Source organism: Asticcacaulis aquihabitans (genome assembly GCF_032490435.1).
GTDB lineage: Bacteria > Pseudomonadota > Alphaproteobacteria > Caulobacterales > Caulobacteraceae > Asticcacaulis.
The window spans coordinates 317,854-342,441 of sequence record NZ_JAVGWM010000001.1 but is presented as its reverse complement, the minus strand read 5'-3'; the positions used below and the strand labels follow the sequence as shown (position 1 = coordinate 342,441).

The window sequence follows — 24,588 nt, the reverse complement described above, 5'->3', positions numbered from 1 at the left end:
CTAAAGCTGTTCTAGGACGCGTGCCAAACGGATCAGCATGGCGTCGATATCATCAAGCGTGACATCGAGGGGTGGGCGGAAGCGGATGCTATCCGTGCCAGCACCCAAAAGGAGAAGGCTTTCGGTTTCGAGCGCCAAATCCACCAGCCGGCCCTTGTTGCGCTTTTCCAGCACCGTGAAGCCCTGATAAAGCCCAAGGCCACGCACATTACCAATCAGGTGTGGGAAGCGGTCCACCAGAGCATTCAGCCCATCGAACAGGCGCTGGCCCTTGTCCGCGACCTGCGCCAAAAGATCTTCGTCTTCGACAATCTGCCACTCCTGGACGAAACGCACCATGTCGGCGAGCGTGCCGCCCCAGGTCGAATCGAGCACGCCGATGTCTTCCATCGGATTGAGCATATAGACTGCGCCATTGCCGAACTTCTTGGCGACGGCGATGGATTGCGGCGGGTATGGGACATCGAACAGGTCGATGGAGAAAACCGCGCCGGTCTGTCCGCCGGAGGTCTGCACTTCGTCAAGGCCCCAGCCGATATCATAACGGTGACAGAGCTTCGACAGCCCTTGATAAAAGCGGGGAAGGGCCAGGCGATGACCGCCAGCGCCCTGCAAGGGCTCGAGAATCACGCCGGCAATTTCATCGGCATGGTCTTTCATGAATGATTCAAGCAGGCTCAGGGTCTGATCGACAATGTGCTCGTTCTGGGCGATGGACAGGCGGGCATCGTATTCGGGAAAGGGCACCTGTATATTGCCCTGAATGATGCCGCGAAAATCACGGGTCGCGACGGGGTCGTGCGTCAGCTCGGTGATGTTGAGCGCATAAACCGTACGTCCGTGAAAGGCTTGTTCAAAATAGATAAAGCGATGGGTGAGCGCTGTCTTGCCCTTTGCCTGCAATTTATGATTATGCAGGTTGATGAGGTACTTCATCATGTTTTCGACGGCTTCGGCCCCCGAATTGACGGCATAGACCTCGACATGCTGACCGCGCATGCAGACCGGCGCCAGCCGATGCAGCAGGCGGTAATAGGCCAGGCATTGCGGCGTCAGGAAATCCGGGTTGGCCATCTTGTTATTGGCGGCCAGGACCAGTTCACGCATGTAGTCGGGTTCGAACAGACGCGGATGATTGTAGCCAAGCAATTTTGAGCCGTAGAGGCCGCACCAGTCGGTAATACGATCGCCATCGACGGTCGCCAGGGTCATGCCCTTTGAATTGGCCAGGTCGACGACAAAGGGATAGGGTTCGGCGATGACGTACTTGCCGAGTTCTTCCAGCATCTCTGCGCTGCGGGCACGAGGATAGGTTGGGGGCGTATGCATGTTCATGCCCGCGAGTGTGATCTCAAATTTCACAAAATGAAAGTGAAAATGTGCAAATTGACTACAAAAATATACATTTTGACTTTTCGCAGGCGCAAAAAAAAGCGCATCCACGAAGAGTGCGCTTTTAGCCAATCAGGCGACGATGTCGGCGTTCTGTGCGCGCCAATCCGGGAAATGGATCGTCTCCAAAGGCGGTATGCGGCCTGGATCGGCAAGGGTCAGAACCAAAGGAACGATCTCATTGGGGTGCGGCACGCTTTCCGGCTCTTCACCGGGATAGGCGGCGGCCCGCATACGGGTGCGCATGGCGCCGGGAGACACCAATGCGGCGCGGATTGGCGTAATTTCGATTTCATCCGCCCAGGCGCGTACCAATGTTTCCATGGCCGCTTTCGTCGCGCCATAGGGGCCCCAGAAGGCGCGACCGGTTGTCACGGTAGCTCCCGTTGTCAGGAAGATGGCGCGCCCGGCCGCCGATTGGCGCAAGAGAGGTTCCATCGCGCGAAGCAGGCGCCAGGTCGCCAACAGGTTGACGCTGACGATTTTTTCGAAGTCCTTCGGCTCGTGATGCGTAACCGGGCTGAGCGTGCCTGAAATGGCGGCGGCATGCACCAGAACGTCGATACGTCCGAAGCGTTCGAACAATACGGAACTCAGCCGGTCCATAGCGTCGCCGTCAGTGATATCGAACGGTATCAGAGTGGCGTGTTGACCCGTAGCCGCGAAAATCTCATCGTCAAGCTCTTCGAGGGCGGCCTTGGACCGCCCACAGGCAATAACCTGAGCGCCCGCCTTGGCGAGGCCAAGGGCACAGGCGCGTCCTATGCCCCGTGAAGCGCCGGTGATCAGGGCGATACGGCCGGTATGCTGGGTCATTGCGGTCTCGTCAGTGGGCGTTTACGAGCAAGGAGAGTTGTGCGCCGGCATTGGTATCGCCCTCGGCGCCTTCGCGATCGGTCAGGCGGGTCGGATATTCACCGGTAAAATAGTGGTCAGTAAACTGGGGCTGGGCCGCGTCGCGTCCCGTGTGTCCCATCGCCTTATAGAGACCATCGACCGACAGGAAGCCAAGGCTGTCACATTCCAGCTTTTGGCGCATTTCTTCCAAGGTGTGGTTGGCGGCGAGCAGTTTTTCACGGTCAGGCATGTCAATGCCGTAGAAATCCGGCCACATGATCGGAGGACTGGCCGAACGCAAGTGAACTTCCTTCGCGCCGGCGGCGCGCACCATTCGGACGATCTTGACGGAAGTCGTTCCGCGTACAATAGAATCGTCGATGAGGACGACACGCTTGCCTTCGAGCACGATACGGTTCGGCGCGTGCTTCTTACGGACGCCCAGATCGCGAATGCCCTGGGTCGGCTGAATGAAGGTACGGCCGACATAGTGGTTGCGAATGATGCCGAGGTCGAACGGCAGGCCGGACTGTTCCGAGAAGCCCAGCGACGCGGGCACGCCCGAATCGGGCACGGGCACGACAATATCGGCGTCAGCCGGGTGTTCTATCGCCAACTGGCGTCCCATGCGCTTGCGCACGTCGTAGATGGACTTGCCATTCACAACGCTGTCGGGACGGGCGAAATAGATGTATTCGAAGAGGCAGGGACGGGCGGTCTTTGCACCGAAGGGCTTGAAAGAGGTCAGCCCGCTTTCGTCGATCTGGATGACTTCGCCATTTTCAACGTCGCGGATGAAGGTGGCGCCGATCATGTCAAGGGCGCAGGTTTCCGACGCCAGCACGTAGGAGTCGCCCAGCTTGCCGATAACCAGCGGGCGGATACCGAGCGGATCGCGCGCGCCGATCAGCATGCTGCGTGTCAGTGCGACCAGGGCGAAGCCGCCTTCGATATGGCGCAGCGCATCGATAAAGCGGTCGATGATCTTCAGCGACCGCGAACGGGCGATCAGATGCAAAATGACCTCCGAATCGGAGGTCGACTGGAAGATGGAACCTTCAGCCACCAACTTGGTGCGAAGGTGCATGAAATTGGTCAGATTGCCGTTGTGCGCCAGGGCAATACCGCCGTCGTCGAGGTCGGCGAACATGGGCTGAACGTTGCGGATGAAGGCGCCGCCTGACGTCGAATACCGTGTGTGACCGATGGCGGCACGGCCTTTCAGGCGGGCAACCACCTGAGGCTGGGTAAATACGTCGCCGACCAGGCCGTGCTCACGTTCAGTATAGAAACGCTTGCCGTCGCAGGAGGCGATGCCACAGGCTTCTTCGCCGCGATGCTGGAGGGCGTGCATGCCAAGGACCGTAATGGCGCTGGCGTCATCGATGCCATGAATGCCAAACACCCCGCATTCCAGGCGGGGTCGGTCGTCGTCGGAGTCGCGTGGGGTGGCGTCGGGATCGGTGAGAGCAGACAGTTCAGGCTGAGACAACAGCATGGAATCTCTTTTCTATAACGCTTCGACCGTCCGGTAGCGGGCTCCCTAAACGGTCAGTTACTTCTGGGTTTCGGCCACCCGGTCACCCACTCCCAAACTGGCGGGAATGAAGGCCTGGATGAGCTGGGCGCATTTAACGCTCAGCGGGTAGATCTTGGCGGCGCGGAACCAGTGCGGCTGCCGGTCAATAGGCGTGACCAGCGAAAAAAGCAAATGGATTACGCCCAAAACCACCAGTGTACGGAAGATTCCGATACCGACCCCGAGAACGCGGTCGAAGGTGTTCAGCGCCTTCTGCTTCTGGATGCGGTCCGAAAGGGCATGGCCCATGTAGCGGATACCGAAATACAGAACCAGAAAGGTGACAAACGCACCGATATAGGAGGTAATCGTATCGAGGTGGAAGGTCTTGGAGAGAAAAGGCTGCGACAGAAAGGCGATGAAGAGCGACAGAAAGAAGGCGATCAGATTGACCAGCTCCTTAGTGGCGCCGCGAATGAAGCCCGCGAAACACGATATGGCCAACAAGACCAGAAAGATGAAATCGTAGACTTCCACGCGTATCCCCCATATGTGACGGCCGGCCCCGTTTTCCAGCCCCCGACACGTTTTTATTCAAAACGCGAAGTGGCGGGGCGGATCCAATTCATACCATCTGCGCCGGACCATAACAATATAGGTTAACCGAGAGACGGGTCAGCCCTGGGGAAATAGCCCGGTAACGGCATCGATCAGGGTCGTGTAGCCTCGAACCTGCAAAGGTGCGTTTTCGGCGGCCGACTGCGCCGTGACGGCACTTGAAAACCCTAGTTTCAGCGCCTCTTTCAGACGCGCCTCGGACCGGGAAACCGAACGCACATCGCCGGACAGGCTGATTTCGCCGAATACCACGCAGTCACGGGGCAGGGGGGTATCGGTGAGGGCGGAAACTAAAGCCAGGGCAGCGCACAGATCCGCCGCCGGCTCGGAGATGCGCAAGCCACCGGCCACATTCAGATAGACATCCTTTTGACCGAAGCCGACGCCGCACCGGGATTCCAGAACGGCCAGTATCATGGCCAGCCGGCCGGAATCCCAGCCGACGACCGCCCGGCGGGGCGTTCCGTAGGCCGAAGGTGCGACCAGGGCCTGCACTTCGACCAGCACCGGACGCGACCCTTCTATGCCAGCGAAAACGGCCGAACCGGAGGCGCGTTCATGACCATCGCCGAGAAACAGGGCGGACGGGTTGGGCACTTCGCGTAAACCCGCGTCGCCCATTTCAAATACGCCGATTTCGTCCGTGGCGCCGAACCGGTTTTTCGTGCCGCGCAGAATACGGAACGGATAGCCGCGCTCGCCTTCGAAAGACAGGACAGCATCGACCATATGTTCCACGACGCGGGGGCCCGCAATCTGTCCTTCCTTGGTGACGTGACCCACCATGATGATGGAGGTCGATTGCTTCTTGGCCAGTCGCACCAGTTCACCGGCGCAGGCGCGGACCTGAGACACCGAGCCTTGCGCCGCCTCGACCGCGTCGGACCATAGGGTCTGAATGGAATCGATGATGACGAGATCAAATTTTTCGCGCTTCAGGGCATCGAGTATGGTGCGAAGCGCGGTTTCCGCCGCCAAATCCACCGGCGCCTTGGACAGGTTCATGCGCGACGCCCGCCCGCGAATTTGTTCGACGGCCTCTTCACCGGATATGTAGGCGACTTTTAGGTTCTTTAGCGCTGCATTGGCGGCCACCTGCAATAACAGAGTTGATTTGCCGACGCCTGGATCGCCAGCGATCAATATCGCCGAGCCGGGCACAATCCCGCCGCCGCAGACTCGGTCAAACTCCTGGATGCCGGTGACCATGCGGACCGGATCTTTGTCTTCGCTTTCCAGGGTTTCGAATTGCAGCTTGCTCAGGCGGGAAATCTTCCCGGCCGTTTCGGGCTTCAGTGCCCCCGGCGGCGCACTGAAGGCTTCCTGGACCAGCGTGTTCCACTGGCCGCATCCGCCACATTGCCCCGCCCACTTATTGTGGACATTACCGCAGGATTGACAGACATAGACGGCATGATCACGGGCCATGGAGCACTCATATGAAGGTATTTGTTCTTCATATGTTCCTATTTGGAGGCACTGTCAACCGCTACGCCGCTATCGTTATTCGTAGTTGTCGTAGCGACCGCCCTGGGCCAAATTGCCAAAGCGCGTGACGTTTTCGTCGAAGGACAGTTTGACCGTGCCGATGGGACCGTGACGCTGCTTGCCGATAATGACTTCGGCGGTGCCGCGCAGGCGGTCCATATCTTCCTGCCAGGTCAAGTGCTCCGGCGTGCCCTCGCGCGGTTCGGAGCGGCCGACATAGTAGCTTTCACGATAGACGAACATCACGATATCGGCGTCCTGCTCGATCGAGCCGGATTCCCGAAGATCGGAGAGCTGAGGACGCTTGTCGTCGCGGCTTTCAACGCTTCGCGACAGCTGCGAGAGGGCGATGACCGGGATGGCCAGTTCCTTAGCCAGGGTTTTCAGGCCCATGGTTATGGTCGACACTTCCTGTACGCGGTTCATATTGCCGCCGGTGTCGCCAATGGTGACAAGCTGAAGGTAGTCGACGATGAGACAGTCAAGGCCAGATGTCCGCTTCAAACGGCGGGCGCGGGCAGTGAGCTTGGCCAGCGTAATGCCGCCGGTATCATCTATGTAGAGAGGCGACGCGCTGATTTCCATCGCGGCGTCCTTGATACGTACGAATTCACCCGGGTTGATCTCGCCCTTACGGATCTTGTCGGAGGCGACGCCGGAGGCATCGGCGAGCAGACGCCCGGCCAACTGGTCTGCCGACATTTCCAACGAGTAGAAGGCGACGACGCCACCACGCACCGTTTTACGGGTGCCGTCCGGTTGCGGCTCATAGGCGTAATTCTTGGCGATATTCATGGCGATATTGGTCGCCAGGGCGGTTTTGCCCATGGAGGGGCGACCGGCCAGAATAATCAGGTCGGATTTGTGCAACCCGCCGATTTGCTTGTCGAGATCGACCAAGCCGGTCGATACCCCGGCCAGACCACCATCCCGGTGAAAGGCTTCCTCGGCGTGATTCAGCGCGCCGGCTACGGCGTCGGAGAAGGTAACAAACCCCGAAGAGGAACTGCCGGTTTCGGCCATGGCGAACAACTGGGCTTCGGCCGCTTCGATCTGGTCCCGGGCGTTCTGTTGGCCCACGGCCGACTTGGCGATTTCGCCGCCCAGACGGATCAGGTCACGGCGCAGGGCCAGGTCATAGATGACGCGCGCATAGTCGGACGCGTTCGCCGCCGGCGGTGCACGGTCCACCAGGTCGGCAAAATAGCGGATCCCGCCCAGGTCCTGAAAGGCTTGGTCGTTTTTGAACTTGTCGAGCAGAACGATGGGCTCTGCCAAGTGGCCAACACGAATCTGGTCTTCGATCACGGCAAACAGCCGTTGATGGAACGGCTCGTAGAAATGGCGGGGTTGCAGCCCGTCATAAAGGCGTTCATAGGCGCCGTTGTCGAACAGGAGGCATCCGAGCAGGGCCTGTTCCGCTTCCAGGTTGTGCGGAATGGTCGATGGCGCTTCGGCGGCGGGAACGGCGGGGGACAAGGTATCAGGCATGACGGGCATAAACAGAGTTAAAACAGGAAAGGCAAGAACTGTCCCGGTAGATTCTGCGGCCGCCCCCACCTTTCCACTTAGGGCCAATTCACAGGCTGTGAACTATGGGGATAAGTTGGCGAGTCTTCCGCAAATTGGGCACACCCAAAGTGTACAAAAATGCGGTTAAGCGTGCAAATTTGAAGCGGGCGCCATATGTCCCAGCCAACAAGAAAAGGCGCCCCATCCAGAAGATGAGGCGCCTTCAGCATTAGGCGAGTCTGGCTATATCAGACCCTACGTACCTGATTACCAGGACTGGTTACCAGGATTGCGAAACCCGAGCGTAGACGTATCGGCCATTGAAACCGAACGGCGAGAAGCGGGTGAAGGCGAGGGCGCCCACGCCATTACCGCTGGTGACGTTCAAGGCTGCCGGTGTCGCATCCGGATAGACATCGAACAGGTTGTCGGCGCCGATTGTGACAGTGGTGCCGCTGCCGAAACGATAGCTGCCGGACAGATCGACCAGGGTTTTGTCGCCCGAATGGATATCGTTCGCCTGCACAGCCGCCGGATCGGTTACGTCGCTGTAATAGGTGGCGCGTCCGTTGACGGACCAGCCAGCCTTTTGCCAGTCAACGCCGAAGGTGGCTTTGTCTTCAGGCTGCGAATTGGTCAAGATGACCTGACGAATACGGGCGAACAGAACCGGTTGCGGATTAAGCGGCGAATTCGAAAGCGTCGGCAGCTTGTCGATCTCGGTCTCGTTGTGGTTATAGGCGAGCGAAAGGTTAAAGCGGCCGAAATTCTCGGTCGGAATGCGATAGTTTCCAACAATATCAACACCCTTGGTGGTCGTATCGACCCCATTGATGAAGAAGCGTGCGGCCGAAACGCCATAGGGCGCCAAGACGGGCGTCACGTTCGAGCCGGAAATGTTTTCCGACAGAACGATGCGGTCATTCACTTCGATCTGATAAGCATCGACCGTCAACTCGAACGGCCCCTTATGCCAGACAGCCCCCAGGCTATAGTTGGTCGATTTTTCGGCTTTCAACGGTTGGGCACCCAGCGTTGCCGCCACCGGGCTGGTCGCCGGGAAGGTGCCGGTTTCAACGATAGTGGCGTTACCGTTGTTCGTTACAAGAACGGACGCAGTCGAGGTGAAATACTGTTGAGCCAGAGACGGCGCACGGAAACCGGACGACACAGAGCCGCGGATGGCCAAATCGTCGGTCAGCTTGTAACGTGCAGCCAGTTTACCGGACAGGTTGTCGCCGAAGTCGGAGTAGTTTTCGGCCCGAACGGCGGCGTCAAAGCTGAATCGGTCGGTAATGTCGGCGGCAACATCGGCGTACACGCCAACATTGTCACGATCGACATCAACCGCGTTGCTTGGCTGGAAGCCGCCAAAGCCTTGCGCACCAGCCGACTTGGTCGTGACCGGACCTAAGGCATAGGATTGCACCTCACCGGCGCGGATCTGATAGGTCTCGCTGCGGGCTTCGAGACCGACGGCGAGGGTCAATGGCCCAGCCCAGCCTGAGACTTCGAACGGGCGGCTAAAGTCAGCGTTGAAGACGGTTTGGCCGTACTTCAACTGACCGTCATAAAAATCGCGCTGCGAGGCGGCACCGTAGGACGGGTTGACGCTGTTTAGCGTATAGTAATCGATCTTGTTGCCGCCGTTGCTCAGCGAAATGTCGCTGGTCCAGGCGCCCAGATTGCCGCGAAGACCGACGGTGGCCGAATAGTCACCCGATTGCGCATTGATGATAGGCAGGAAGCCGTTCGGATAAATGGCAGGAACGTTACCGGACGCGTTGGCGTGGCGGAAGAAGGCGGCGCTCTTCGAATCCAGGTCGCTGACGCTGGCGTTGGCATACAGAGTCCAGTCGTCGTTCAGCGGCTTGCCGGCGTTGACGAAGAAGGCATAGCTCGACTGGGCCGGATCGCCATAGCGGCTGGTGACGACGGCCGGGCTTACCAGAGCATCGATATCGCCGCGCGAGGTCGGGTTGCGGCGGCGAACTTCACCGGAGATGGTAACGAAGCCGTCCGAGCCAAGCGGAAGGCCGATCCAGCCGTTCAGGTTGGTGGTGGCGCCATCAGACGCATGACGCGACGAATTGGCGGCTTTAATGTCGGTATCATATTCGCCATAGGAGAAGCTAAGACCGCCACCGCTACGGGCTTCGCGCAGATGCAGGTTCAGAACGCCGGCGATGGCATCCGATCCATATTGGGCGGAGGCGCCGTCACGAAGGACCTCTACGCGGTCAAGGGAGACTTCGGGGATAGTATTCAAATCAACGGCGGACGATCCGCGGCCCACGGAACCGTTCAGATTGACCAGGGCCGAAGTGTGGCGGCGCTTGCCGTCAACGAGAACAAGAGTCTGATCGGGAGACAGGCCGCGCAAGGATGCCGGGCGGATGCTGTCCGTACCGTCAACGCCGGCAGGACGCGGGAAATTCAAACTGGGAGCGACACGCGACAAGGCCTGGCCCAGTTCGGTATTGCCTTGCGATTGCAGGCTCTGCGCTGTGACGACGTCCACGGGGGCAAGTGTATCGAGGCGGGAGCGACGGCTGGCGCGCTGGCCAGTGACCACGACCTCCGTCGCCGGCTCGTCGGCGGCAGGCTGGGCAGCCTCTTGAGCGAAAGCCGGAACGGCGAACGATGCCGACAGGCTGAGGACAAGGGCGGTGGAAAGAAATAGCTGGCGGCCAGCAAGGGATTTGGCAGACATGGTTTAACTCCTGGTTTCGGTCCGGGCTCGCCTGTTTTGGCGATTGTGTCCGACTCGTGCGGTTGTGCTGATGCCTAATTGGTCTCATTACCGTCACATTTAAAGATGCGGCAGCGCAATAAATCGTCGAAGATTGGATTAGAAAATCTATTTAATAGCCGTCAGGCGAAAATAAAAAATGTATAAATAATGTTTTTGTTCAATATGTTAATTGTAATTATCGATGCGCGTGCGCGGAGATTAGATTAGCTCGGTCGTTATCCTAAATGCGATGCTGAAACGTTTTGTGATCACATTGATGCCACTTTTCCTTGAAATTGGGCATGAAAAAGCCTCCGCAAATGAATTGCGGAGGCTTGATTTTTAGGTCTTGCGACCGGTTTTTAGACCGTTTGCAGGTTGGCTGCCGAGGTCTTACCCTTTTCGGTAACCAGCTCGTAGCTGACCTTTTGGTTTTCGTTCAGCGAACGCAGACCTGCGCGTTCAACGGCGCTGATGTGAACGAACACGTCGCCACCGCCGGCATCCGGCTGAATGAAACCATAACCCTTGGTGGAGTTGAACCACTTAACCGTACCTGTTGCCATTATGGCCTCCTTGAAATCGCACCTCTGTGCTTTGAATCCCAGCGGAATTACTGAAACCCGATCCGAAAAGCGTGCGTCTTAGGAAGAATGCCATAAGGCGGTCGTGCCGGTAGATACCTGAAATTCGAAACGCCGTCAGATTATCCGTTTCCCATCAAATAGCAAGCCTTCCTTTAAGCGAGGAACAACGAGGCCTTGCAATAATTCTCAACTTTTGACGGCGCGGGTATGGAAAATGCAAAAACCCGGCGAGCAGGGCCCACCGGGTTTCTGGTCTCTATTGGCGTACGAAGTCTTAGGATTCGTACGGAGCGTCGGCCATGGCCGCGCCAGCGCCGCCTTCGAGCATGTCGGCCGCAGCGGCTTCATCAGCCAGACGGTCTTCCTCGAATTGTGCAGCGATAACATTTTCGCCAGCCGCTTGACGCTCAGCTTCATCAGCCGAACGAGCGACGTTGACCGTGACGGTCAACGAGACTTCAGCGTGCAAACGCACCTTGATCTCATGCAGACCAAGCGTCTTGATCGGCGTGTTCAGGACAACCTGATTGCGCTCGACCTTGCCACCGGCTTCGGCGATAGCGTCCGCGACGTCGCGGGCGTTGACCGAACCATAGAGCTGACCGCCGTCACCCGCCTGGCGGATGATGACATAGGTCGTGCCGTCCAGTTCAGACGCAGCCTTTTCGGCGCCAGCCTTGGCGGCGGCGTTACGGGCGACGATCTGTTCCTTCTGTGCTTCGAAGACCTTCAGGTTGGCGGCAGTGGCGCGCAACGCCTTGTGGCGCGGCAGCAGGTAGTTACGGGCGAAGCCGTCCTTGACACCGACGACGTCGCCGATGGTGCCGAGGTTTTCGACGCGTTCCAGCAATACAACTTTCATGTGCCTGTACTCCTTACTTCACAACGTAAGGCAGGAGCGCGAGGAAGCGAGCGCGCTTGATGGCCTTGGCCAGTTCGCGTTGCTTCTTCTGGCTGACAGCCGTGATGCGCGAGGGAACGATCTTGCCGCGCTCGGAAATGTAGCGTTGCAGGAGCTTTACGTCCTTATAGTCGATCTTCGGCGAATTGGCGCCGGAGAACGGGCACACCTTACGGCGGCGGAAGAAGGGACGACGGGCGGGGCCGTTACCGACGGGAGCGCCGGGGGCGGGAGCGATGTCTTCAGCCATAGGTCAAGACCTCCTTATTCGGCAAAAGTAGCGTCGGCGTTACGCTCGGAACGCTCAGGGCGGTCACGGCGCGACAGGACGGGTGAAAGTTCGAGATCGAGCTCTTCGACGCGGACGGTCATATAACGGATGACGTCTTCGTTGATCGAGAGCTGGCGCTCCAGTTCCTTGATGGCCGGAGCCGGTGCGTCGAGCGCGAGCAGGGAGTAGTGGCCCTTGCGGTTCTTCTTGACGCGGTAGGTCAAGTTGCGCAGACCCCAATATTCGATCTTGGCGATGTGGCCGCCATTTTCTTCGATAAGGGTCTTGATGGTTTCGTTGAGCGCTTCGGCCTGTTGCGGCGAAACGTCCTGCCGTGCAATGACGACATGTTCGTAGTAGGGCATGTGTATCCTCTTCCGTTGATCCGGGTGGCGCATTTACCGGCGGAAGTCCGGAAAACACGATGGATCGAAACGGGCACAACGCCCGACGACCACCCGAAAGGGAGCGCCCTCATAAACGAGACTTGCGCAAAACGCAAGTCCCGCTTGCGGTTGCGATTAATGCATGTCCTTGACGGCGGCCAGTAGGGCGCTGACGTGGGTGGAGGCGTCACCGCTATCATGAACGAAGGCGATCTTGCCGTCCGTGCCGATCAGATACGAAATGCGGTTGGACATGTTCATGGCCCCCATCTGGGCGTCATAAGCCTTGGTTACGCTGGCCTTTGTGTCAGCGCCGACCGGGAACTTGCCCTGACAGGTCTCTTTCGAGAAGCGTTGCAGGGTGGCGATATCATCTGTCGATACGCCAATCACGGTAACATGGTGCGCCTGGAATTCAGGAATGGCTTCCGAAAACTGGTGGGCTTCCAGCGAGCAGCCACCCGTAAAGGCTTTCGGATAAAAATAGACCAGAACGGGCCCGTTCTTCAGCGCAGCCTTGGTCGAAAATGTATCGACCTTGCCGTTGGTTGCAGCGGGCAGCGAGAAGTCTGGCGCCTTGTCGCCAACCTTCAGCGCGGCGAAGGCGGGTGAAGCAAGCGCGAGCCCGACGGCGGCGAGGCCGAGGGCGAGTGTTTTCATGTTGGGCATCATTGGGGTGTCTCCTGTCTGGTAAAAAAGCCTATGCCTTTTCCCTTACGTCGGCAAGCGCCGCTCGGTTCGATTGGCGGGTCAATTAAACCGGAGGATTATGTTTCATGAGAAACCCGACAGCGGATTCCACCGTCTGAATTCGCGTGGGCTCGCGGGACATCCAGTGGTCTTCCTGTTTCAATTGAACCAGCTCAACCGATTTTCCGGCCTTCTGCATCGCATTGTACATAATGGTACTCTGTTCGAACGGTACAACGGTGTCATCCTTGCCATGGATGAGCAGGACGGGGACCTTGATAGCATCGATATGTTTGACAGGGGAAATTTCGTCCCAGCGACTTTCATCGCCGAGAAAGCGGCGCCAATATCGCATGGTGTGACTGTCGCCCTTGTAACCTTGCCATTCCAGTTCGTGCGCCATGAAGGCTTTGATGTCTGAAATGCCGGCCAGCGAAACCGCGCAATTATATACCCCTGGATCGATGGAAACCCCTGCCAGGGCGGCATAGCCGCCATAGGACCCGCCGAAGATGGCGACACGTTTTGGATCGACCTTGCCCGCCTTTACAAGGGCGCGCACGCCATCGGACAGGTCCGTCTGCATCCTGCGGCCGAACTGGCCATATCCGCTGGCGGTAAAGGCCGAACCGTAACCGGCAGACCCGCGATAATTCGGTTGCAGAACGGCATAACCGCGCGAACTCAACGCCTGGGACAGGAAGTCGAAGCTGGAGTCCTCGTAGGCTTCAGGGCCGCCATGCGGCAAGACCACCAGCGCGAGGTTTTTCGCCTCGCGATCGACGGGCAAGGTCAGAAACCCGGGAATTTCCAATCCGTCGGCCGCCTTATATGCATATGGCGCCTTGTCGGCCACCCACTCCATCGGCAAATCCGGGTAGGATTGGCCGATTTCCTTGTATCCCCCCTTTCGGAAATCGATGGCGTAATAGGTGCCGGAATTGCCCTCTCCCTGAACAAAGACAAGAACATGAAGTGGGTCTTCGGCGAACCCGGCCAGGTCGGCGTGAATATCGCCGACCGCGCCCTTCACCAACTTCGGCAGCTGAGCGAAGACAGGGTCGTAGAAGACGAACTCAGCAATGCCGCTCGTATTTCCGAAGCCGACCAGGTTGAACGTCGTCGGATGGAAAATGGGCCAATGCGTTGCTCCGTCGATGTCGATGGTCTTGAACACGCCATCAGGCGTTACCTCGACATACTTGTCCTTCAGGTCGCCGTCGTTCATGTATAAAAGCACCGATTGGCCGTCGCGACCCAGGCCCGACAGATAAGGCATGTCCAGCTCGGCCTTTACCTCATATATGTTACGCCAGCCCTTTTCAGTCCTATAACGCAGCGACCAGACGTGTTTGTCATCGTCATACTCCGAACGGGCCACCAGGGTTCCATCGTAGCGGATGACCCAGTTGTTGATGCGGCGACCGTCCTCGTCGATAAGAAAGCCGCGGTGCCCCTCGGTCGTGAATCCATAAAGTGCCGTATTGATCTCGGTCGTAATGCCGTAGCCGCTTGCGCTGAAATTGGAGGCGGTTATGCGATAGCCGCCATTGACCTTGATGCGGCGGATGTCGCCGAAGATCACAGCACGGAAGTCCTTTTGCTCGCTGTAGAGCTGGTAGCGCCTGCCGGCATGGACATCAATGATGAAGCCGAGCCATTCTTCGATCTGGTCTGCACCGAATTTCGACGTTTTGGAGGTCGTGACGAATATGCTCTTATTGTCGGCCCACATGAGGTCGCGAATCTTGTCGCCATCGATGGCGGCCGCCGCTGTCTTGCCCGTGGTCAAGTCATAATCATACATGACGATACCACCATCCTTGTTCATGGCCAGACAGACACGGGTACCGTCCGGCGACAGGGCGACCTTGCTGATAGTGGGCAATTTACCGTAGACGGCGAGCGGCGGCGGGGTTGGCGCAGCGGACTGCGCCCAGGCCAGGGCCGGTATACCGTTGAGAATGACGGGTGTCGCCATGGTCGCGAACGCGCCGAACAGACTGCGGCGCGACAGGAAATTATCTGTCATTATATGTACCCCCCTCAGAGTATCTGTTTTCTTTCGTGACGGTACTGCGACATTTTAAGTCCGGCAACACCGATTTTTCGTCATGCGGGTATTTCTCAACTTGGGGTCACAGTTTGCGTCGGACGGCGGTCGAACAAATCTCTGTGCGGCGACTTGCCCTTAGGGGCGCATTGCCCTAACGGAGTCGCCGGTTAATTTCTGAAAGGCGACCCGTCATGACATTGGCATTTGTTTTTCCCGGTCAGGGCTCACAGAGCGTCGGCATGGGCGCGGACCTGTACGAAACCTACGCCGTAGCCCGCGAGGTCTTCAATGAGGTTGATGACGCACTGGGGCAAAAGCTGTTTGCGCTGATGAAGGACGGGCCTGAAGATCAACTGACCTTGACCGAAAATGCGCAGCCGGCGATCATGGCGGTATCGATCGCGGTATCGCGCGTGCTGGAAAAGGAATTCGGCATCGCGTGCTCGGCCGCGGCATATGTCGCCGGCCACAGCCTGGGTGAATATTCCGCCCATGCAGCCGCAGGCACTTTTTCGCTGAGCGACACGGCGCGGCTTTTGAAGCTGCGCGGCCAGGCCATGCAGCGCGCGACGCCGGTCGGCGTTGGCGCCATGGCCGCCCTGATCGGCAAGGCGGATCTGGATCTTGCAGAAAAGGCGTGTGAGGCAGGGGCCGCTGCGGGTGTCGTCGTGATTGCCAACGACAACAATGCCGGCCAGATCGTTATTTCCGGCATGAAGGACGCGGTCGAACTGGCAGTTGAAAAGGCCAAGGAACTCGGCGCCAAGGGCATGTTGCTGAACGTATCCGCGCCGTTCCATTCTCCCCTTATGGCCCCGGCCGCCGAAGAGATGAAAGCCGCCCTGGCCGAAGTCTCCATCCATACACCGGTGTCAACCTTGGTCGCCAATGTCACGGCCCAGCCGATACGCGGCAAGGAAGAGATTGCAGCCCTTCTGGTTCAGCAGGTCACCGGCCGCGTGCGCTGGCGTGAAACGGTACAATGGCTGGCCGGCGAGGGCGGTGTGACCACGTTTGCCGAGTTGGGCTCAGGCAAGGTTTTGACGGGAATGTCCAAGCGGATTGCACCGGAGGCCGCCTCAATCGCGCTGAATGGCGCGGCTGATTTCGAAGCCTTCGCCCAATCCCTCAAGGGCTGATTTCACTTGATACATCAGGCGCTTTGACATACACCGCGCCGCCAGTCCTTTCTCCCTATTCAGGAATCGCCATGTTCGATCTGACCGGAAAAACCGCCCTTGTTACCGGCGCCACAGGTGGCCTCGGGGCCGAAATCGCCCGCGCTCTGCATGGTCAGGGCGCCAAGGTTGTCCTGTCCGGCACACGTGAAAACGTCCTGGCCGACCTGGCTGCTGAACTGGGGCCGAACGCAGTAATCGCCGCCGCCAATCTGTCGGATGCCGCCCAAGTCGATGGGCTGGTGGCGAAGGCGGAAGAGGCGGCCGGCGCCGGGATCGATATCCTGATCGCCAACGCAGGTATTACCCGCGATGGGCTCATCCTGCGCATGAAGGACGAAGACTGGGACACGGTCATAAAGGTCAATCTGGAAGCCTATTTCCGTCTCGCGCGTGCCGCCACCAAGGGCATGATGAAGCGCCGTTTCGGCCGCATCATAGGCATTACGTCGATTGTTGGGGTTACCGGCAATCCGGGCCAGACGAACTATGCCGCCTCAAAGGCCGGGATGATCGGCTTTTCCAAGGCATTGGCGCAAGAGGTCGCCAGCCGTAATATCACCGTCAACTGCATCGCGCCGGGCTTTATCGCCTCGCCGATGACGGATGAGCTGAATGAAGCCCAACGCGCCGCCATCCTGGCCAAGATACCTGTAGGTGATCTGGGCAAGGGCAGCGATATCGCCGCCGCTGCGGTTTACCTCGCCAGCGCCGAAGGCGGTTATGTTACGGGTCAAACCCTGCACGTCAACGGCGGGATGGCGATGATCTAAAAGACGTATGGACTTTAAGTCGTCTTTGCTGGCATCTGCATGGCGTTTTCCGGGTCCAGCTAACGGATAGCGCTTTAAATGTCTTGAATCGGCGGTTTTATATGCCTACAAGACAAAACTGGATTCTATCCTCCCCTTGGGACCCTGCGGTCTCGGGTCCTAAGTATCTACTTTCTGAAGGGACAATAAATGTCTGAAGTTCTTGAACGTGTTCGCAAGATCGTTATCGACCACCTGGACGCCGATCCGGACAAGGTCACGGAAAAGGCGAGCTTTATCGACGACCTGGAAGCCGACAGCCTCGACATCGTCGAGCTGGTGATGGCTTTCGAAGAAGAATTCGATATCGAAATCCCGGACGACTCGGCCGAGCACATCCTGACCGTTGGCGATGCCGTCAACTACATCGATGGTAAGCTGAAGTCCTAAGCTGCAAAGCTTTCTCAAGCGCGGTTTCAGGCTCCCGATATCGTAGGGGCTTGGCCGCGCTTAGTTGTTTTTGGGGTCTCTAAGAGGGTTGATTGCCTATGGTTCGTCGCGTCGTTATCACTGGTTTGGGTCTGGTTTCGCCACTCGGCAATGGAGTGGACATATCCTGGAAGCGGCTGCTGGAAGGCAAGTCGGGCGCCGGTAAGATTACCGCTTTCGATACCACGGATTACGCCTGTACGGTTGCGTGCGAAGTCCCGTCCGTCGATGGACGCGGTGGCGGCGGTCCGGATATCGAAGGATCGTTCGATCCATCGGCTGTGCTATCGAACAAGGAACGTCGCAAGGTCGACGACTTCATTCTGTACGCCATCGCCGCAGCGGACGAAGCCCTGAAAGACGCCGATTGGCATCCGGAAACGCCGGAAGACCAAGAGCGGACCGGGACCTTGATCGGATCTGGCATAGGTGGCCTTGGTATCATTGCCGAAACCGCGCTGGAACTGCGTGATAAGGGCCCCAAGCGAATTTCCCCCTTCTTCATTCCGTCTTCCCTCATCAACCTGGCCTCGGGCCAGGTATCGATTCGTCACGGGCTCAAGGGGCCAAACCATTCCGTGGTCACGGCGTGCGCGACGGGAGCTCATGCCATCGGCGATGCGGCCCGCATGATTAAGTACGGCGACGCTGACGTGATGGTGGCGGGCGGCGCGGAATCGGCCATCGTGCCGATCGGCATTGCCGGGTTCATAGCCTGCCGTGCCCTGTGTACGGCATTCAACGACACGCCGGAAAAGGCATCGCGGCCTTATGACAAGGACCGTGACGGCTTTGTCATGGGCGAAGGCGCGGGTATTGTTGTTCTGGAAGAGTACGAGCACGCCAAGGCGCGCGGCGCCAAGATCTATGCCGAAGTGCTGGGTTATGGCATGTCGGGCGACGCCTATCACATCACCGCCCCCTCGGAAGACGGTGACGGCGGCTACCGCGCCATGGTGGCGGCGGCCAAGAGCGGCAATATCGATCCCACCACGATCGATTACGTCAACTCGCATGGCACATCGACCATGGCCGATGGCATTGAGTTGAAGGCTATCGAAAAGTTCCTGGGTGAACGCGCAAAGACCGGCACGGTCTCTTCGACAAAGTCCGCCATCGGTCACCTCCTGGGTGGCGCCGGCGCGGTCGAAGCCATCTTCTGCGCCTTGGCCATTCGTGACCAGATCGCACCGCCGACGATCAACCTCGACAACCCGGATGTCGAAACAACCCTGGATCTTGTGCCACACAAGGCCAAACCCATGAAAATAAAGACGGTCCTGTCGAACAGCTTTGGGTTCGGCGGTACCAATGCCGCTCTGATCCTCGGCGCCGTTGAATGAGGCAGGTAGCCGGCTCCGAATCTGAAACGTCGAAGGGCAAATCCATCCTTGCCCCTTTGGCGGGTTTGGCGGCCGGCATAGCGCTCCTTATTTTTGCCAGCTTCCTGTTTGTCTACGCGCAGTTGTTCGGTCCCGGGCCCAAGGTGACAACCCAGGTGAGCTTTGCCCATGGTATGAGCGTCACCGCGATGGGGCGCGAGTTGCAACGCCGCAAGGTCATCCATTCGGCCTTACTGTTCCGCGTCGCCGCCAAGTTTCGCGGACGGCAAAGTGACATGAAGGCGGGGACATACGATTTCCCCGCCGGCATATCCCTTATTGGCGCGCTGAAACAAATCGAAGAGGGCAAGGTCGTTCAGACCTATGTCACCATCCCCGAAGGTCGCACGTCGGCCCAAGCCGTGCGTATCCTGATGGCGACGCCCAACCTGGTCGGCGACGTCGATGTGCCGCCGGAAGGGTCAATTTTGCCAGAGACCTATCTCTATCAGCCCGGTGAGACCCGCCAGGCGGTGCTGGAGCGTATGCTTGAAGCCGGCCGACAGACCCTGGACATGTTGTGGGCCAAACGACAACAGGGACTTCCGTTCGCCACCAAGGAAGACGCACTCATCATGGCTTCCGTCGTCGAGCGCGAAACGGGCGTGCCTGCGGAACGTTCGCGCGTTGCCGCCGTTTTCATAAATCGCCTGCGCAGCGGTATGCGGCTAGGGTCTGATCCGACCGTCATTTATGGCATCTCGCATGGCGAGCCCCTGGGGCGCGGTTTGACACGGTCGGAACTGGATACGCCAACCCCGTGGAACACCTATTTGATTGACGGCTTGCCGACGACGCCCATCGCCAATCCGGGCAAGGCCTCGCTTGAAGCCACGCTCAATCCCGCTAAAACCCAAGACCTGTATTTCGTCGCAGATGGCTCGGGCGGACACGTCTTTGCCTCCACCTACGAGGAGCATCTGACGAATGTTGCGAAATGGCGGGCTATGGAAGCACAGGTTAACGTCTATACGTCCTCGGCATCCGCGCAATCCGCTTCATCGGTGGCGCCAGTAGCTGCCCACCGGAACGGCCACAAGTAATTCATTTCTGCGAGTTGGAGTTCTGCCATGAGCTTATCGAGCATGACCGGCTTCGCCCGTGTCGAAGGCGGCGAGGGCGAGACCGCCTGGACGGTGGAAATCCGTAGTGTCAATGGTCGGGGGCTCGACATCAAGTCGCGTTTTCCGGCCGGTTTTGAAATTGTCGAAAAAGTCGCTCGCGAGCTGGCCAAAGGCCGATTTCAGCGCGGGCAGATGAACCTGACCGTATCCGTTGCTGGGACTGGCGCAAAGGCCGGGGTCAGCATCAATATGGATGTGCTCGACATGTACCTTGCGGCCGGGCGTAAGCTAGTTGATGCCGGAGACGCAGTTACGCCCTCCGTCGACGGCCTGCTGGCGCTGCGCGGCGTGATTGATGCCTCGGGCGACGAGCGGGACGAGTTGAGCGAGGCCAGTGCTGGCGCGCTCAGCGGTGACCTGGCTGTCGCATTCGATCGGCTGAAAGAGGCGCGCGACGGTGAAGGCCGTGCACTAGAGGGGGTACTAAAAGGGCATCTCATTGCTATGGCCGCCTGTGTGGAGCGCGCCAAGTCGCTGGCCGATGGGCAGGTGGATGCCATTCGGGAACGTTTCACCCGGCGTCTTAATGAACTGCTGCCGGAGTCCGGAGATTTTCACGAGCGTGTTCTACAGGAGGCCGCGTTACTGGCCACCAAGGCTGACGTGCGCGAGGAACTGGACCGGCTGACCTCCCATCTCGACCAGGCGCACCAACTGATCGATGGCGAGGTGGCTCCTGGACGCAAACTCGACTTCCTGGCTCAGGAATTTATGCGTGAAGCCAACACCTTATGTTCGAAATCGGCCTTTATCGAATTGACCCAAACGGGCCTTGAGCTTAAAGCCGTGATCGATCAGTTCCGCGAACAAACGCAAAATGTGGAGTAGGCGATGCCGAATACTCATAACCCCGGCACGCAACGTATAAAACGCGGTCTCATGCTCATCGTGTCTTCGCCGTCCGGTGCGGGCAAGACGTCGCTGTGTCGCCGTCTGATGGCCGACCACCCCGATCTGGATCTGTCGATATCGGTGACGACGCGCAAGCCGCGTCCGGGTGAAAAGGACGGTCGCGAATATCATTTCATCGACGACACCCATATGGACGAATTGATTCGGGAAGATGCCTTCCTGGAACATGCCGCCGTCCACGATCACCGCTACGGGTCACTGCGTGAGCCGGTCGAGCGCGCTTTATCGCAAGGTCAGAACGTTTTGTTCGACATCGACTGGCAAGGCGCCCAACGCATCTCGGCCAAGGCGCCTTCGGATGTCGTGCGCATTTTTATCCTGCCGCCATCGATGGTCGAATTGAAACGTCGTCTGGTGGCGCGTGCGCAGGATGAAATGTCGGTTATCGAGCGGCGCCTTAACCGTGCTAAGGGCGAAATCGCGCACTGGGCCGAATACGACTATGTCATTCTCAATGACGACTTCGACCGGTCTTATGCGGAACTCATCCATATCTACCACGCTGAAGTGGCCCGCCGGTCACGCGGCCTTTGGATCGCGCCCTTCGTCGATGAATTGATGAGCGAACCGATTTAGTCGCGGTACTACAGCAATTCGGCGAGGCGCAGGAAATCAGCCGGGCTTACCTGTTCGGCGCGTTCCGTCGGCGTAATGCCTGCCGTCTCCAGCAAGGCTTCTCCGCCCAACGGCTTCAAAGAGGCACGCAACATCTTGCGGCGCTGACCGAAGGCAGCGGCCGTGACTTTTTCCAGGTTCTTGATGATGGCTGCGCTTGGGCGCTGGGTCTTGGGCGTCAGTTTGACGACGGCGCTATCGACCTTTGGTGGCGGCGTGAAGGCCCGCGCAGGCAAGTCCATGATCTTTTCACAATCGCACAAGACCTGCGAAATAACGCCAAGCCGCCCATAATCCTTATCCCCGACCGGCGCCACGACGCGCAGCGCGACTTCCAGTTGGAACATCAGCGTCATACTCAGAGGTTGCCAGGGACCGGTCAGCCATTTGATTAGCAGGGGCGTGCCGACATTGTAGGGCAGATTGGAAACGATATGCGCGCCGGGCGACAGATTGCGTTCCGCCAGCGATGCCGCTTCATCCACCTTCAGGGCGTCGCCATTGATGACTTCAAAGCGCTCCCCGTACACACCGTTCAATTCGCCGAGCAGGTCTATAAAACGCGGATCCATTTCGATCGCTATGACCGATTTCGCCTCGGTCTCCAGCAAGGCGCGCGTCAGCCCGCCCGGGCCGGGCCCAACCTCGATGACCACGTCGCCAGCGAATGGGCCGCCCAGGCGCACGATCTTACGTGTGATATTGAGATCGAGCAGGAAATGCTGGCCAAACGACTTCTTAGCCATCAGACCATGGGCTTCCAGGCTTTCTCGTAAGCTAGGCAGTTCGGTCATAGGACTCTGTTCCGGCTAATCATATCGGCAGCCCTGATGGCGGCCAGCAGGCTGTCGGCGCGCGCCAGCCCCTTGCCGGCGATATCGAAGCCGGTTCCATGGTCCGGGGAGGTTCGCACGATTGGCAGTCCCAACGTAATGTTGACGCCTCCCCAAAAATCTATGGTTTTCAAAGGAATAAGACCTTGGTCATGATACATGCACAGGACAGCGTCGTAGCTACGCCGCGCCTCGTCGTGGAACAGGCTGTCGGAAGGGAAGGGGCCGGCAATGTCAATGCTTTCATTTCGCAAGATATCGATCGCTGGGTTTAAAATCTCGACTTCCTCCCGCCCGATTGTCCCATCTTCACCCGCGTGAGGGTTCAAACCGCACATGACCAGCCGCGGTGCCGTAAGCCCGAAATCTTGCCGAAGGGCGGCGTATGTAATGCGGGCGAGTTCCACTAAGCCGTCGACAGTCAGTGCGTCCGGCACATCCTTGAGCGGGACATGGATGGTCGCCAGTACAACCCGCAAATCTTTCGCGGTTAGCATCATGACGGGCATTGGGACCGTGTCGCCGTCGCGGCACAACTCGGCCAGATACTCGGTATGGCCCGGAAAGCGAAAGCCGGCTGAATATAGAACGGATTTGGCAATAGGGCACGTCACGAGCCCGCGCGCCTGCCCCGAACGGCACAGGTCCACGCCCTGGCGGATCCAGTCGATGACCTGTTGGGCATTGCGGCTATCGGGCTTTCCGGCGGCGACAGGCGCCGTAAGCGGTGTGTCGAGGACCGGTAGAGCCGAGGCGAAGCATTGGCTGGTCTCCGATACATCGGCCACACGTGCGACAGGCACGCCGTGCGTTTCCAGCAATGCCGCATCTCCAAGCACGCAAAAAGCTAAACCAGCCTGATCTCTCAAGCTGGTCCAGGCTTTCGCTGCAAGCTCCGGACCGATCCCCGCAGGATCGCCCAGGCTCACGACAAGAGGCGGATTAGTGATTTTCAATCGTCGCGCTGCTTCTCAATTCACGCAGATAGCGGCGGCCCAGCATCGACAGGCGCTGATTGACCAGATTGGTTTCAACCTGATCGCGGGTGAGGGCGTTGTCGCCGGCCAGCTGGCGTCCGCACACATAGAGAATGTTGACGTTTTGGTTGTTGCGCAAAGGCGCGGTCACCTGATTGGCCTTGAGCGGGCGCAGGGCCTCGGCATAGTTGGGCAGTAGATTGCTCAGTTGCGCGTCGCCGAGATCAACAAGCTGAATGCCGGATGACGACTTCCCGCTTTGCTCGTCGAACGCATCACAAGAGCGCACACGCGACGCAAAATTGGTCAATGCCGTTTGGGCACTGGCGACATCGTTGGCGCTGGCATTGGGCGGCAGAGGAACGGCCGCCTGCTTAATGCGGAAGACCATGTCCGAATTGCCTTCGGTTTTTTGACGCAGAAGGTAGAGATAGGCACCGTCTTTCGTCACGATCGCGCCGCTCATCTGTCCGGGCTGCATGACCTTTAGGACCTCTTCAATCGCCGGGTCGATATTGCCAGAGACGAGCCAGCCGGCATCACCGCCATTGGCGGCGGACGGCGCGCTGGAAAATTGGCGCGCAACCGCCTGGAACGGAGCCACGTTGGCGGCGATCTGGTCGTGCAATTGACGCGCGCCTTGAACCGCGTTGGCCGCGGAGCCGGCGGATACGTTGTCGATAAAGATTTCCGAGACCAGATATTGCGGTTTCTGACCGTCGGCAATGACCTTGTCCATCAGGGAATCGACTTGGGCGGAACCGACCGCCGCATTGGAATGGTAGCGGCCGCCAACCAGTTGGCTCCAGCCGCTTTCAGCCGCGATTTGCGTACGCAAGGTCGCAGGTTCAACGCCCACGCGCTTTAGTTCGGCGAGCAATTGCTCTGGTTTCAAATTGCTTTGCGCCGCCATACGCGCGATTTCGGAATCGACTTCCTTGTCGCTGACCTTGACCTTCCAGTGCGTCATTTCCTGCTGCTGCAGGCGTTCGTCGATAAGGCTGTTCAGTGCCTGTTGCTGAAACGCAGCATAGTTATCCTGGGTGACCTGAACACCTGAAGTAACGATCAACAGCAGCATCCGCTGCTTCAGGTCGTAGGAGGTGATCATATCATTATTGACGGATACGAGAATGCCTTCACCCAATGGCGGCAATTCCGGTGCCTGTGCACCTGGCGCCAGGCCCGGAGAGGAGGCTAAGGCGGCTTGGCCCGTGTCAGGCGTCTGACTAAGCCCCTGAGCGAACGTGGCGCCGGCCATAACGGTGAGCGCGAGGGCTAGAGACAGGCCGGCAGTGCGAAGAAGCTTTGACATATGGGAGCCGGTTGAGAGGG

General features: G+C 58.6%; 23 protein-coding genes. 7 read left to right on the top strand and 16 right to left on the bottom strand.

What is annotated here, in order from left to right; all coding sequences use genetic code 11:
* The 13 genes from RCJ00_RS01620 to RCJ00_RS01560 form a co-directional block, all read right to left on the bottom strand.
* Positions 1 to 1,329 (bottom strand): aminotransferase class III-fold pyridoxal phosphate-dependent enzyme, encoded by a 1,329-nt coding sequence (locus RCJ00_RS01620; RefSeq protein ID WP_316219850.1) that lies wholly within the window; start codon positions 1,327 to 1,329, stop codon positions 1 to 3.
* A gap of 135 nt (positions 1,330 to 1,464) precedes the next feature.
* On the bottom strand, positions 1,465 to 2,208 hold the full coding sequence (locus RCJ00_RS01615) for an SDR family NAD(P)-dependent oxidoreductase (RefSeq protein ID WP_316219848.1): 744 nt from the start codon (positions 2,206 to 2,208) through the stop codon (positions 1,465 to 1,467).
* A gap of 10 nt (positions 2,209 to 2,218) precedes the next feature.
* Positions 2,219 to 3,727, bottom strand: coding sequence for an amidophosphoribosyltransferase (gene purF, locus RCJ00_RS01610; protein WP_316219847.1), 1,509 nt, complete (start codon positions 3,725 to 3,727; stop codon positions 2,219 to 2,221).
* 57 nt (positions 3,728 to 3,784) lie between these two features.
* Positions 3,785 to 4,285 carry a CvpA family protein gene (locus tag RCJ00_RS01605; protein WP_316219846.1) on the bottom strand — a complete coding sequence of 167 codons (501 nt, stop codon included), beginning with the start codon at positions 4,283 to 4,285 and terminating at the stop codon, positions 3,785 to 3,787.
* A gap of 138 nt (positions 4,286 to 4,423) precedes the next feature.
* Positions 4,424 to 5,794, bottom strand: a complete 1,371-nt coding sequence (radA, locus tag RCJ00_RS01600; protein WP_316219845.1) for a DNA repair protein RadA — start codon at positions 5,792 to 5,794, stop codon at positions 4,424 to 4,426.
* 75 nt (positions 5,795 to 5,869) lie between these two features.
* Positions 5,870 to 7,345, bottom strand: coding sequence for a replicative DNA helicase (locus RCJ00_RS01595; RefSeq protein WP_316219843.1), 1,476 nt, complete (start codon positions 7,343 to 7,345; stop codon positions 5,870 to 5,872).
* A 301-nt stretch (positions 7,346 to 7,646) separates the two neighbouring features.
* Entirely contained in the window at positions 7,647 to 10,079 is a 2,433-nt protein-coding gene (locus RCJ00_RS01590) for a TonB-dependent receptor plug domain-containing protein (protein ID WP_316219842.1), read from the bottom strand.
* A 383-nt stretch (positions 10,080 to 10,462) separates the two neighbouring features.
* The gene (locus RCJ00_RS01585; protein ID WP_023457734.1) at positions 10,463 to 10,666 is read right to left on the bottom strand and encodes a cold-shock protein; all 204 of its coding nucleotides are present in this window, start codon (positions 10,664 to 10,666) and stop codon (positions 10,463 to 10,465) included.
* 295 nt (positions 10,667 to 10,961) lie between these two features.
* Positions 10,962 to 11,549 (bottom strand): 50S ribosomal protein L9, encoded by a 588-nt coding sequence (gene rplI, locus RCJ00_RS01580; protein ID WP_316219840.1) that lies wholly within the window; start codon positions 11,547 to 11,549, stop codon positions 10,962 to 10,964.
* A gap of 13 nt (positions 11,550 to 11,562) precedes the next feature.
* A complete protein-coding gene (gene rpsR / locus RCJ00_RS01575) occupies positions 11,563 to 11,838 on the bottom strand; it encodes a 30S ribosomal protein S18 (RefSeq protein ID WP_023457732.1) in 276 nt (91 codons plus the stop codon).
* A gap of 14 nt (positions 11,839 to 11,852) precedes the next feature.
* Positions 11,853 to 12,224, bottom strand: coding sequence for a 30S ribosomal protein S6 (gene rpsF, locus RCJ00_RS01570; protein ID WP_316219839.1), 372 nt, complete (start codon positions 12,222 to 12,224; stop codon positions 11,853 to 11,855).
* Positions 12,225 to 12,380: 156 nt separating this feature from the next.
* A complete protein-coding gene (locus RCJ00_RS01565; RefSeq protein ID WP_316219837.1) occupies positions 12,381 to 12,905 on the bottom strand; it encodes a peroxiredoxin in 525 nt (174 codons plus the stop codon).
* Positions 12,906 to 12,999: 94 nt separating this feature from the next.
* Entirely contained in the window at positions 13,000 to 14,967 is a 1,968-nt protein-coding gene (locus tag RCJ00_RS01560; RefSeq protein WP_316219836.1) for an alpha/beta hydrolase family protein, read from the bottom strand.
* A 215-nt stretch (positions 14,968 to 15,182) separates the two neighbouring features.
* Between RCJ00_RS01560 and fabD the strand changes: the two genes are divergently transcribed.
* From fabD to gmk, 7 genes are all read left to right on the top strand, one after another.
* Positions 15,183 to 16,130: an ACP S-malonyltransferase gene (gene fabD / locus RCJ00_RS01555; protein WP_316219835.1), complete on the top strand. Its 948-nt coding sequence runs from the start codon at positions 15,183 to 15,185 to the stop codon at positions 16,128 to 16,130.
* A 71-nt stretch (positions 16,131 to 16,201) separates the two neighbouring features.
* A complete protein-coding gene (gene fabG / locus RCJ00_RS01550) occupies positions 16,202 to 16,942 on the top strand; it encodes a 3-oxoacyl-[acyl-carrier-protein] reductase (RefSeq protein ID WP_316219834.1) in 741 nt (246 codons plus the stop codon).
* A gap of 189 nt (positions 16,943 to 17,131) precedes the next feature.
* The gene (locus RCJ00_RS01545) at positions 17,132 to 17,371 is read left to right on the top strand and encodes an acyl carrier protein (protein WP_023457726.1); all 240 of its coding nucleotides are present in this window, start codon (positions 17,132 to 17,134) and stop codon (positions 17,369 to 17,371) included.
* 98 nt (positions 17,372 to 17,469) lie between these two features.
* Positions 17,470 to 18,753, top strand: a complete 1,284-nt coding sequence (gene fabF / locus RCJ00_RS01540) for a beta-ketoacyl-ACP synthase II (protein ID WP_316219833.1) — start codon at positions 17,470 to 17,472, stop codon at positions 18,751 to 18,753.
* A complete protein-coding gene (gene mltG, locus RCJ00_RS01535) occupies positions 18,750 to 19,835 on the top strand; it encodes an endolytic transglycosylase MltG (RefSeq protein ID WP_316219832.1) in 1,086 nt (361 codons plus the stop codon). Before fabF ends, mltG begins: the two co-directional genes overlap by 4 nt.
* A 27-nt stretch (positions 19,836 to 19,862) precedes the next feature.
* Positions 19,863 to 20,744 carry a YicC/YloC family endoribonuclease gene (locus RCJ00_RS01530; RefSeq protein WP_316219831.1) on the top strand — a complete coding sequence of 294 codons (882 nt, stop codon included), beginning with the start codon at positions 19,863 to 19,865 and terminating at the stop codon, positions 20,742 to 20,744.
* A gap of 3 nt (positions 20,745 to 20,747) precedes the next feature.
* Positions 20,748 to 21,404 (top strand): guanylate kinase, encoded by a 657-nt coding sequence (gene gmk / locus RCJ00_RS01525; protein WP_316219830.1) that lies wholly within the window; start codon positions 20,748 to 20,750, stop codon positions 21,402 to 21,404.
* A gap of 8 nt (positions 21,405 to 21,412) precedes the next feature.
* Here gmk and rsmA read toward each other — a convergent pair whose 3' ends face one another.
* Genes rsmA through RCJ00_RS01510 form a run of 3 tightly spaced genes read right to left on the bottom strand, consistent with a single transcriptional unit; the run spans position 21,413 to position 24,568 of the window.
* Positions 21,413 to 22,237: a 16S rRNA (adenine(1518)-N(6)/adenine(1519)-N(6))-dimethyltransferase RsmA gene (rsmA, locus tag RCJ00_RS01520; protein WP_316219828.1), complete on the bottom strand. Its 825-nt coding sequence runs from the start codon at positions 22,235 to 22,237 to the stop codon at positions 21,413 to 21,415.
* Entirely contained in the window at positions 22,234 to 23,226 is a 993-nt protein-coding gene (gene pdxA / locus RCJ00_RS01515; RefSeq protein WP_316221072.1) for a 4-hydroxythreonine-4-phosphate dehydrogenase PdxA, read from the bottom strand. The genes rsmA and pdxA overlap by 4 nt, the downstream gene beginning before the upstream one ends.
* A complete protein-coding gene (locus tag RCJ00_RS01510) occupies positions 23,219 to 24,568 on the bottom strand; it encodes a peptidylprolyl isomerase (RefSeq protein WP_316219827.1) in 1,350 nt (449 codons plus the stop codon). The genes pdxA and RCJ00_RS01510 overlap by 8 nt, the downstream gene beginning before the upstream one ends.
* Positions 24,569 to 24,588 lie beyond the last annotated feature (20 nt).

What these genes read in the sequence shown, in the direction of transcription:
- RCJ00_RS01620 (WP_316219850.1), bottom strand. Translation starts at nt 1,329, where the DNA reads ATGCATACGCCCCCAACCTATCCTCGTGCCCGCAGCGCAGAGATGCTG.
- RCJ00_RS01615 (WP_316219848.1), bottom strand. Translation starts at nt 2,208, where the DNA reads ATGACCCAGCATACCGGCCGTATCGCCCTGATCACCGGCGCTTCACGG.
- purF (WP_316219847.1), bottom strand. Translation starts at nt 3,727, where the DNA reads ATGCTGTTGTCTCAGCCTGAACTGTCTGCTCTCACCGATCCCGACGCC.
- radA (WP_316219845.1), bottom strand. Translation starts at nt 5,794, where the DNA reads ATGGCCCGTGATCATGCCGTCTATGTCTGTCAATCCTGCGGTAATGTC.
- RCJ00_RS01595 (WP_316219843.1), bottom strand. Translation starts at nt 7,345, where the DNA reads ATGCCTGATACCTTGTCCCCCGCCGTTCCCGCCGCCGAAGCGCCATCG.
- RCJ00_RS01590 (WP_316219842.1), bottom strand. Translation starts at nt 10,079, where the DNA reads ATGTCTGCCAAATCCCTTGCTGGCCGCCAGCTATTTCTTTCCACCGCC.
- RCJ00_RS01585 (WP_023457734.1), bottom strand. Translation starts at nt 10,666, where the DNA reads ATGGCAACAGGTACGGTTAAGTGGTTCAACTCCACCAAGGGTTATGGT.
- rplI (WP_316219840.1), bottom strand. Translation starts at nt 11,549, where the DNA reads ATGAAAGTTGTATTGCTGGAACGCGTCGAAAACCTCGGCACCATCGGC.
- rpsR (WP_023457732.1), bottom strand. Translation starts at nt 11,838, where the DNA reads ATGGCTGAAGACATCGCTCCCGCCCCCGGCGCTCCCGTCGGTAACGGC.
- rpsF (WP_316219839.1), bottom strand. Translation starts at nt 12,224, where the DNA reads ATGCCCTACTACGAACATGTCGTCATTGCACGGCAGGACGTTTCGCCG.
- RCJ00_RS01565 (WP_316219837.1), bottom strand. Translation starts at nt 12,905, where the DNA reads ATGAAAACACTCGCCCTCGGCCTCGCCGCCGTCGGGCTCGCGCTTGCT.
- RCJ00_RS01560 (WP_316219836.1), bottom strand. Translation starts at nt 14,967, where the DNA reads ATGACAGATAATTTCCTGTCGCGCCGCAGTCTGTTCGGCGCGTTCGCG.
- fabD (WP_316219835.1), top strand. Translation starts at nt 15,183, where the DNA reads ATGACATTGGCATTTGTTTTTCCCGGTCAGGGCTCACAGAGCGTCGGC.
- fabG (WP_316219834.1), top strand. Translation starts at nt 16,202, where the DNA reads ATGTTCGATCTGACCGGAAAAACCGCCCTTGTTACCGGCGCCACAGGT.
- RCJ00_RS01545 (WP_023457726.1), top strand. Translation starts at nt 17,132, where the DNA reads ATGTCTGAAGTTCTTGAACGTGTTCGCAAGATCGTTATCGACCACCTG.
- fabF (WP_316219833.1), top strand. Translation starts at nt 17,470, where the DNA reads ATGGTTCGTCGCGTCGTTATCACTGGTTTGGGTCTGGTTTCGCCACTC.
- mltG (WP_316219832.1), top strand. Translation starts at nt 18,750, where the DNA reads ATGAGGCAGGTAGCCGGCTCCGAATCTGAAACGTCGAAGGGCAAATCC.
- RCJ00_RS01530 (WP_316219831.1), top strand. Translation starts at nt 19,863, where the DNA reads ATGAGCTTATCGAGCATGACCGGCTTCGCCCGTGTCGAAGGCGGCGAG.
- gmk (WP_316219830.1), top strand. Translation starts at nt 20,748, where the DNA reads ATGCCGAATACTCATAACCCCGGCACGCAACGTATAAAACGCGGTCTC.
- rsmA (WP_316219828.1), bottom strand. Translation starts at nt 22,237, where the DNA reads ATGACCGAACTGCCTAGCTTACGAGAAAGCCTGGAAGCCCATGGTCTG.
- RCJ00_RS01510 (WP_316219827.1), bottom strand. Translation starts at nt 24,568, where the DNA reads ATGTCAAAGCTTCTTCGCACTGCCGGCCTGTCTCTAGCCCTCGCGCTC.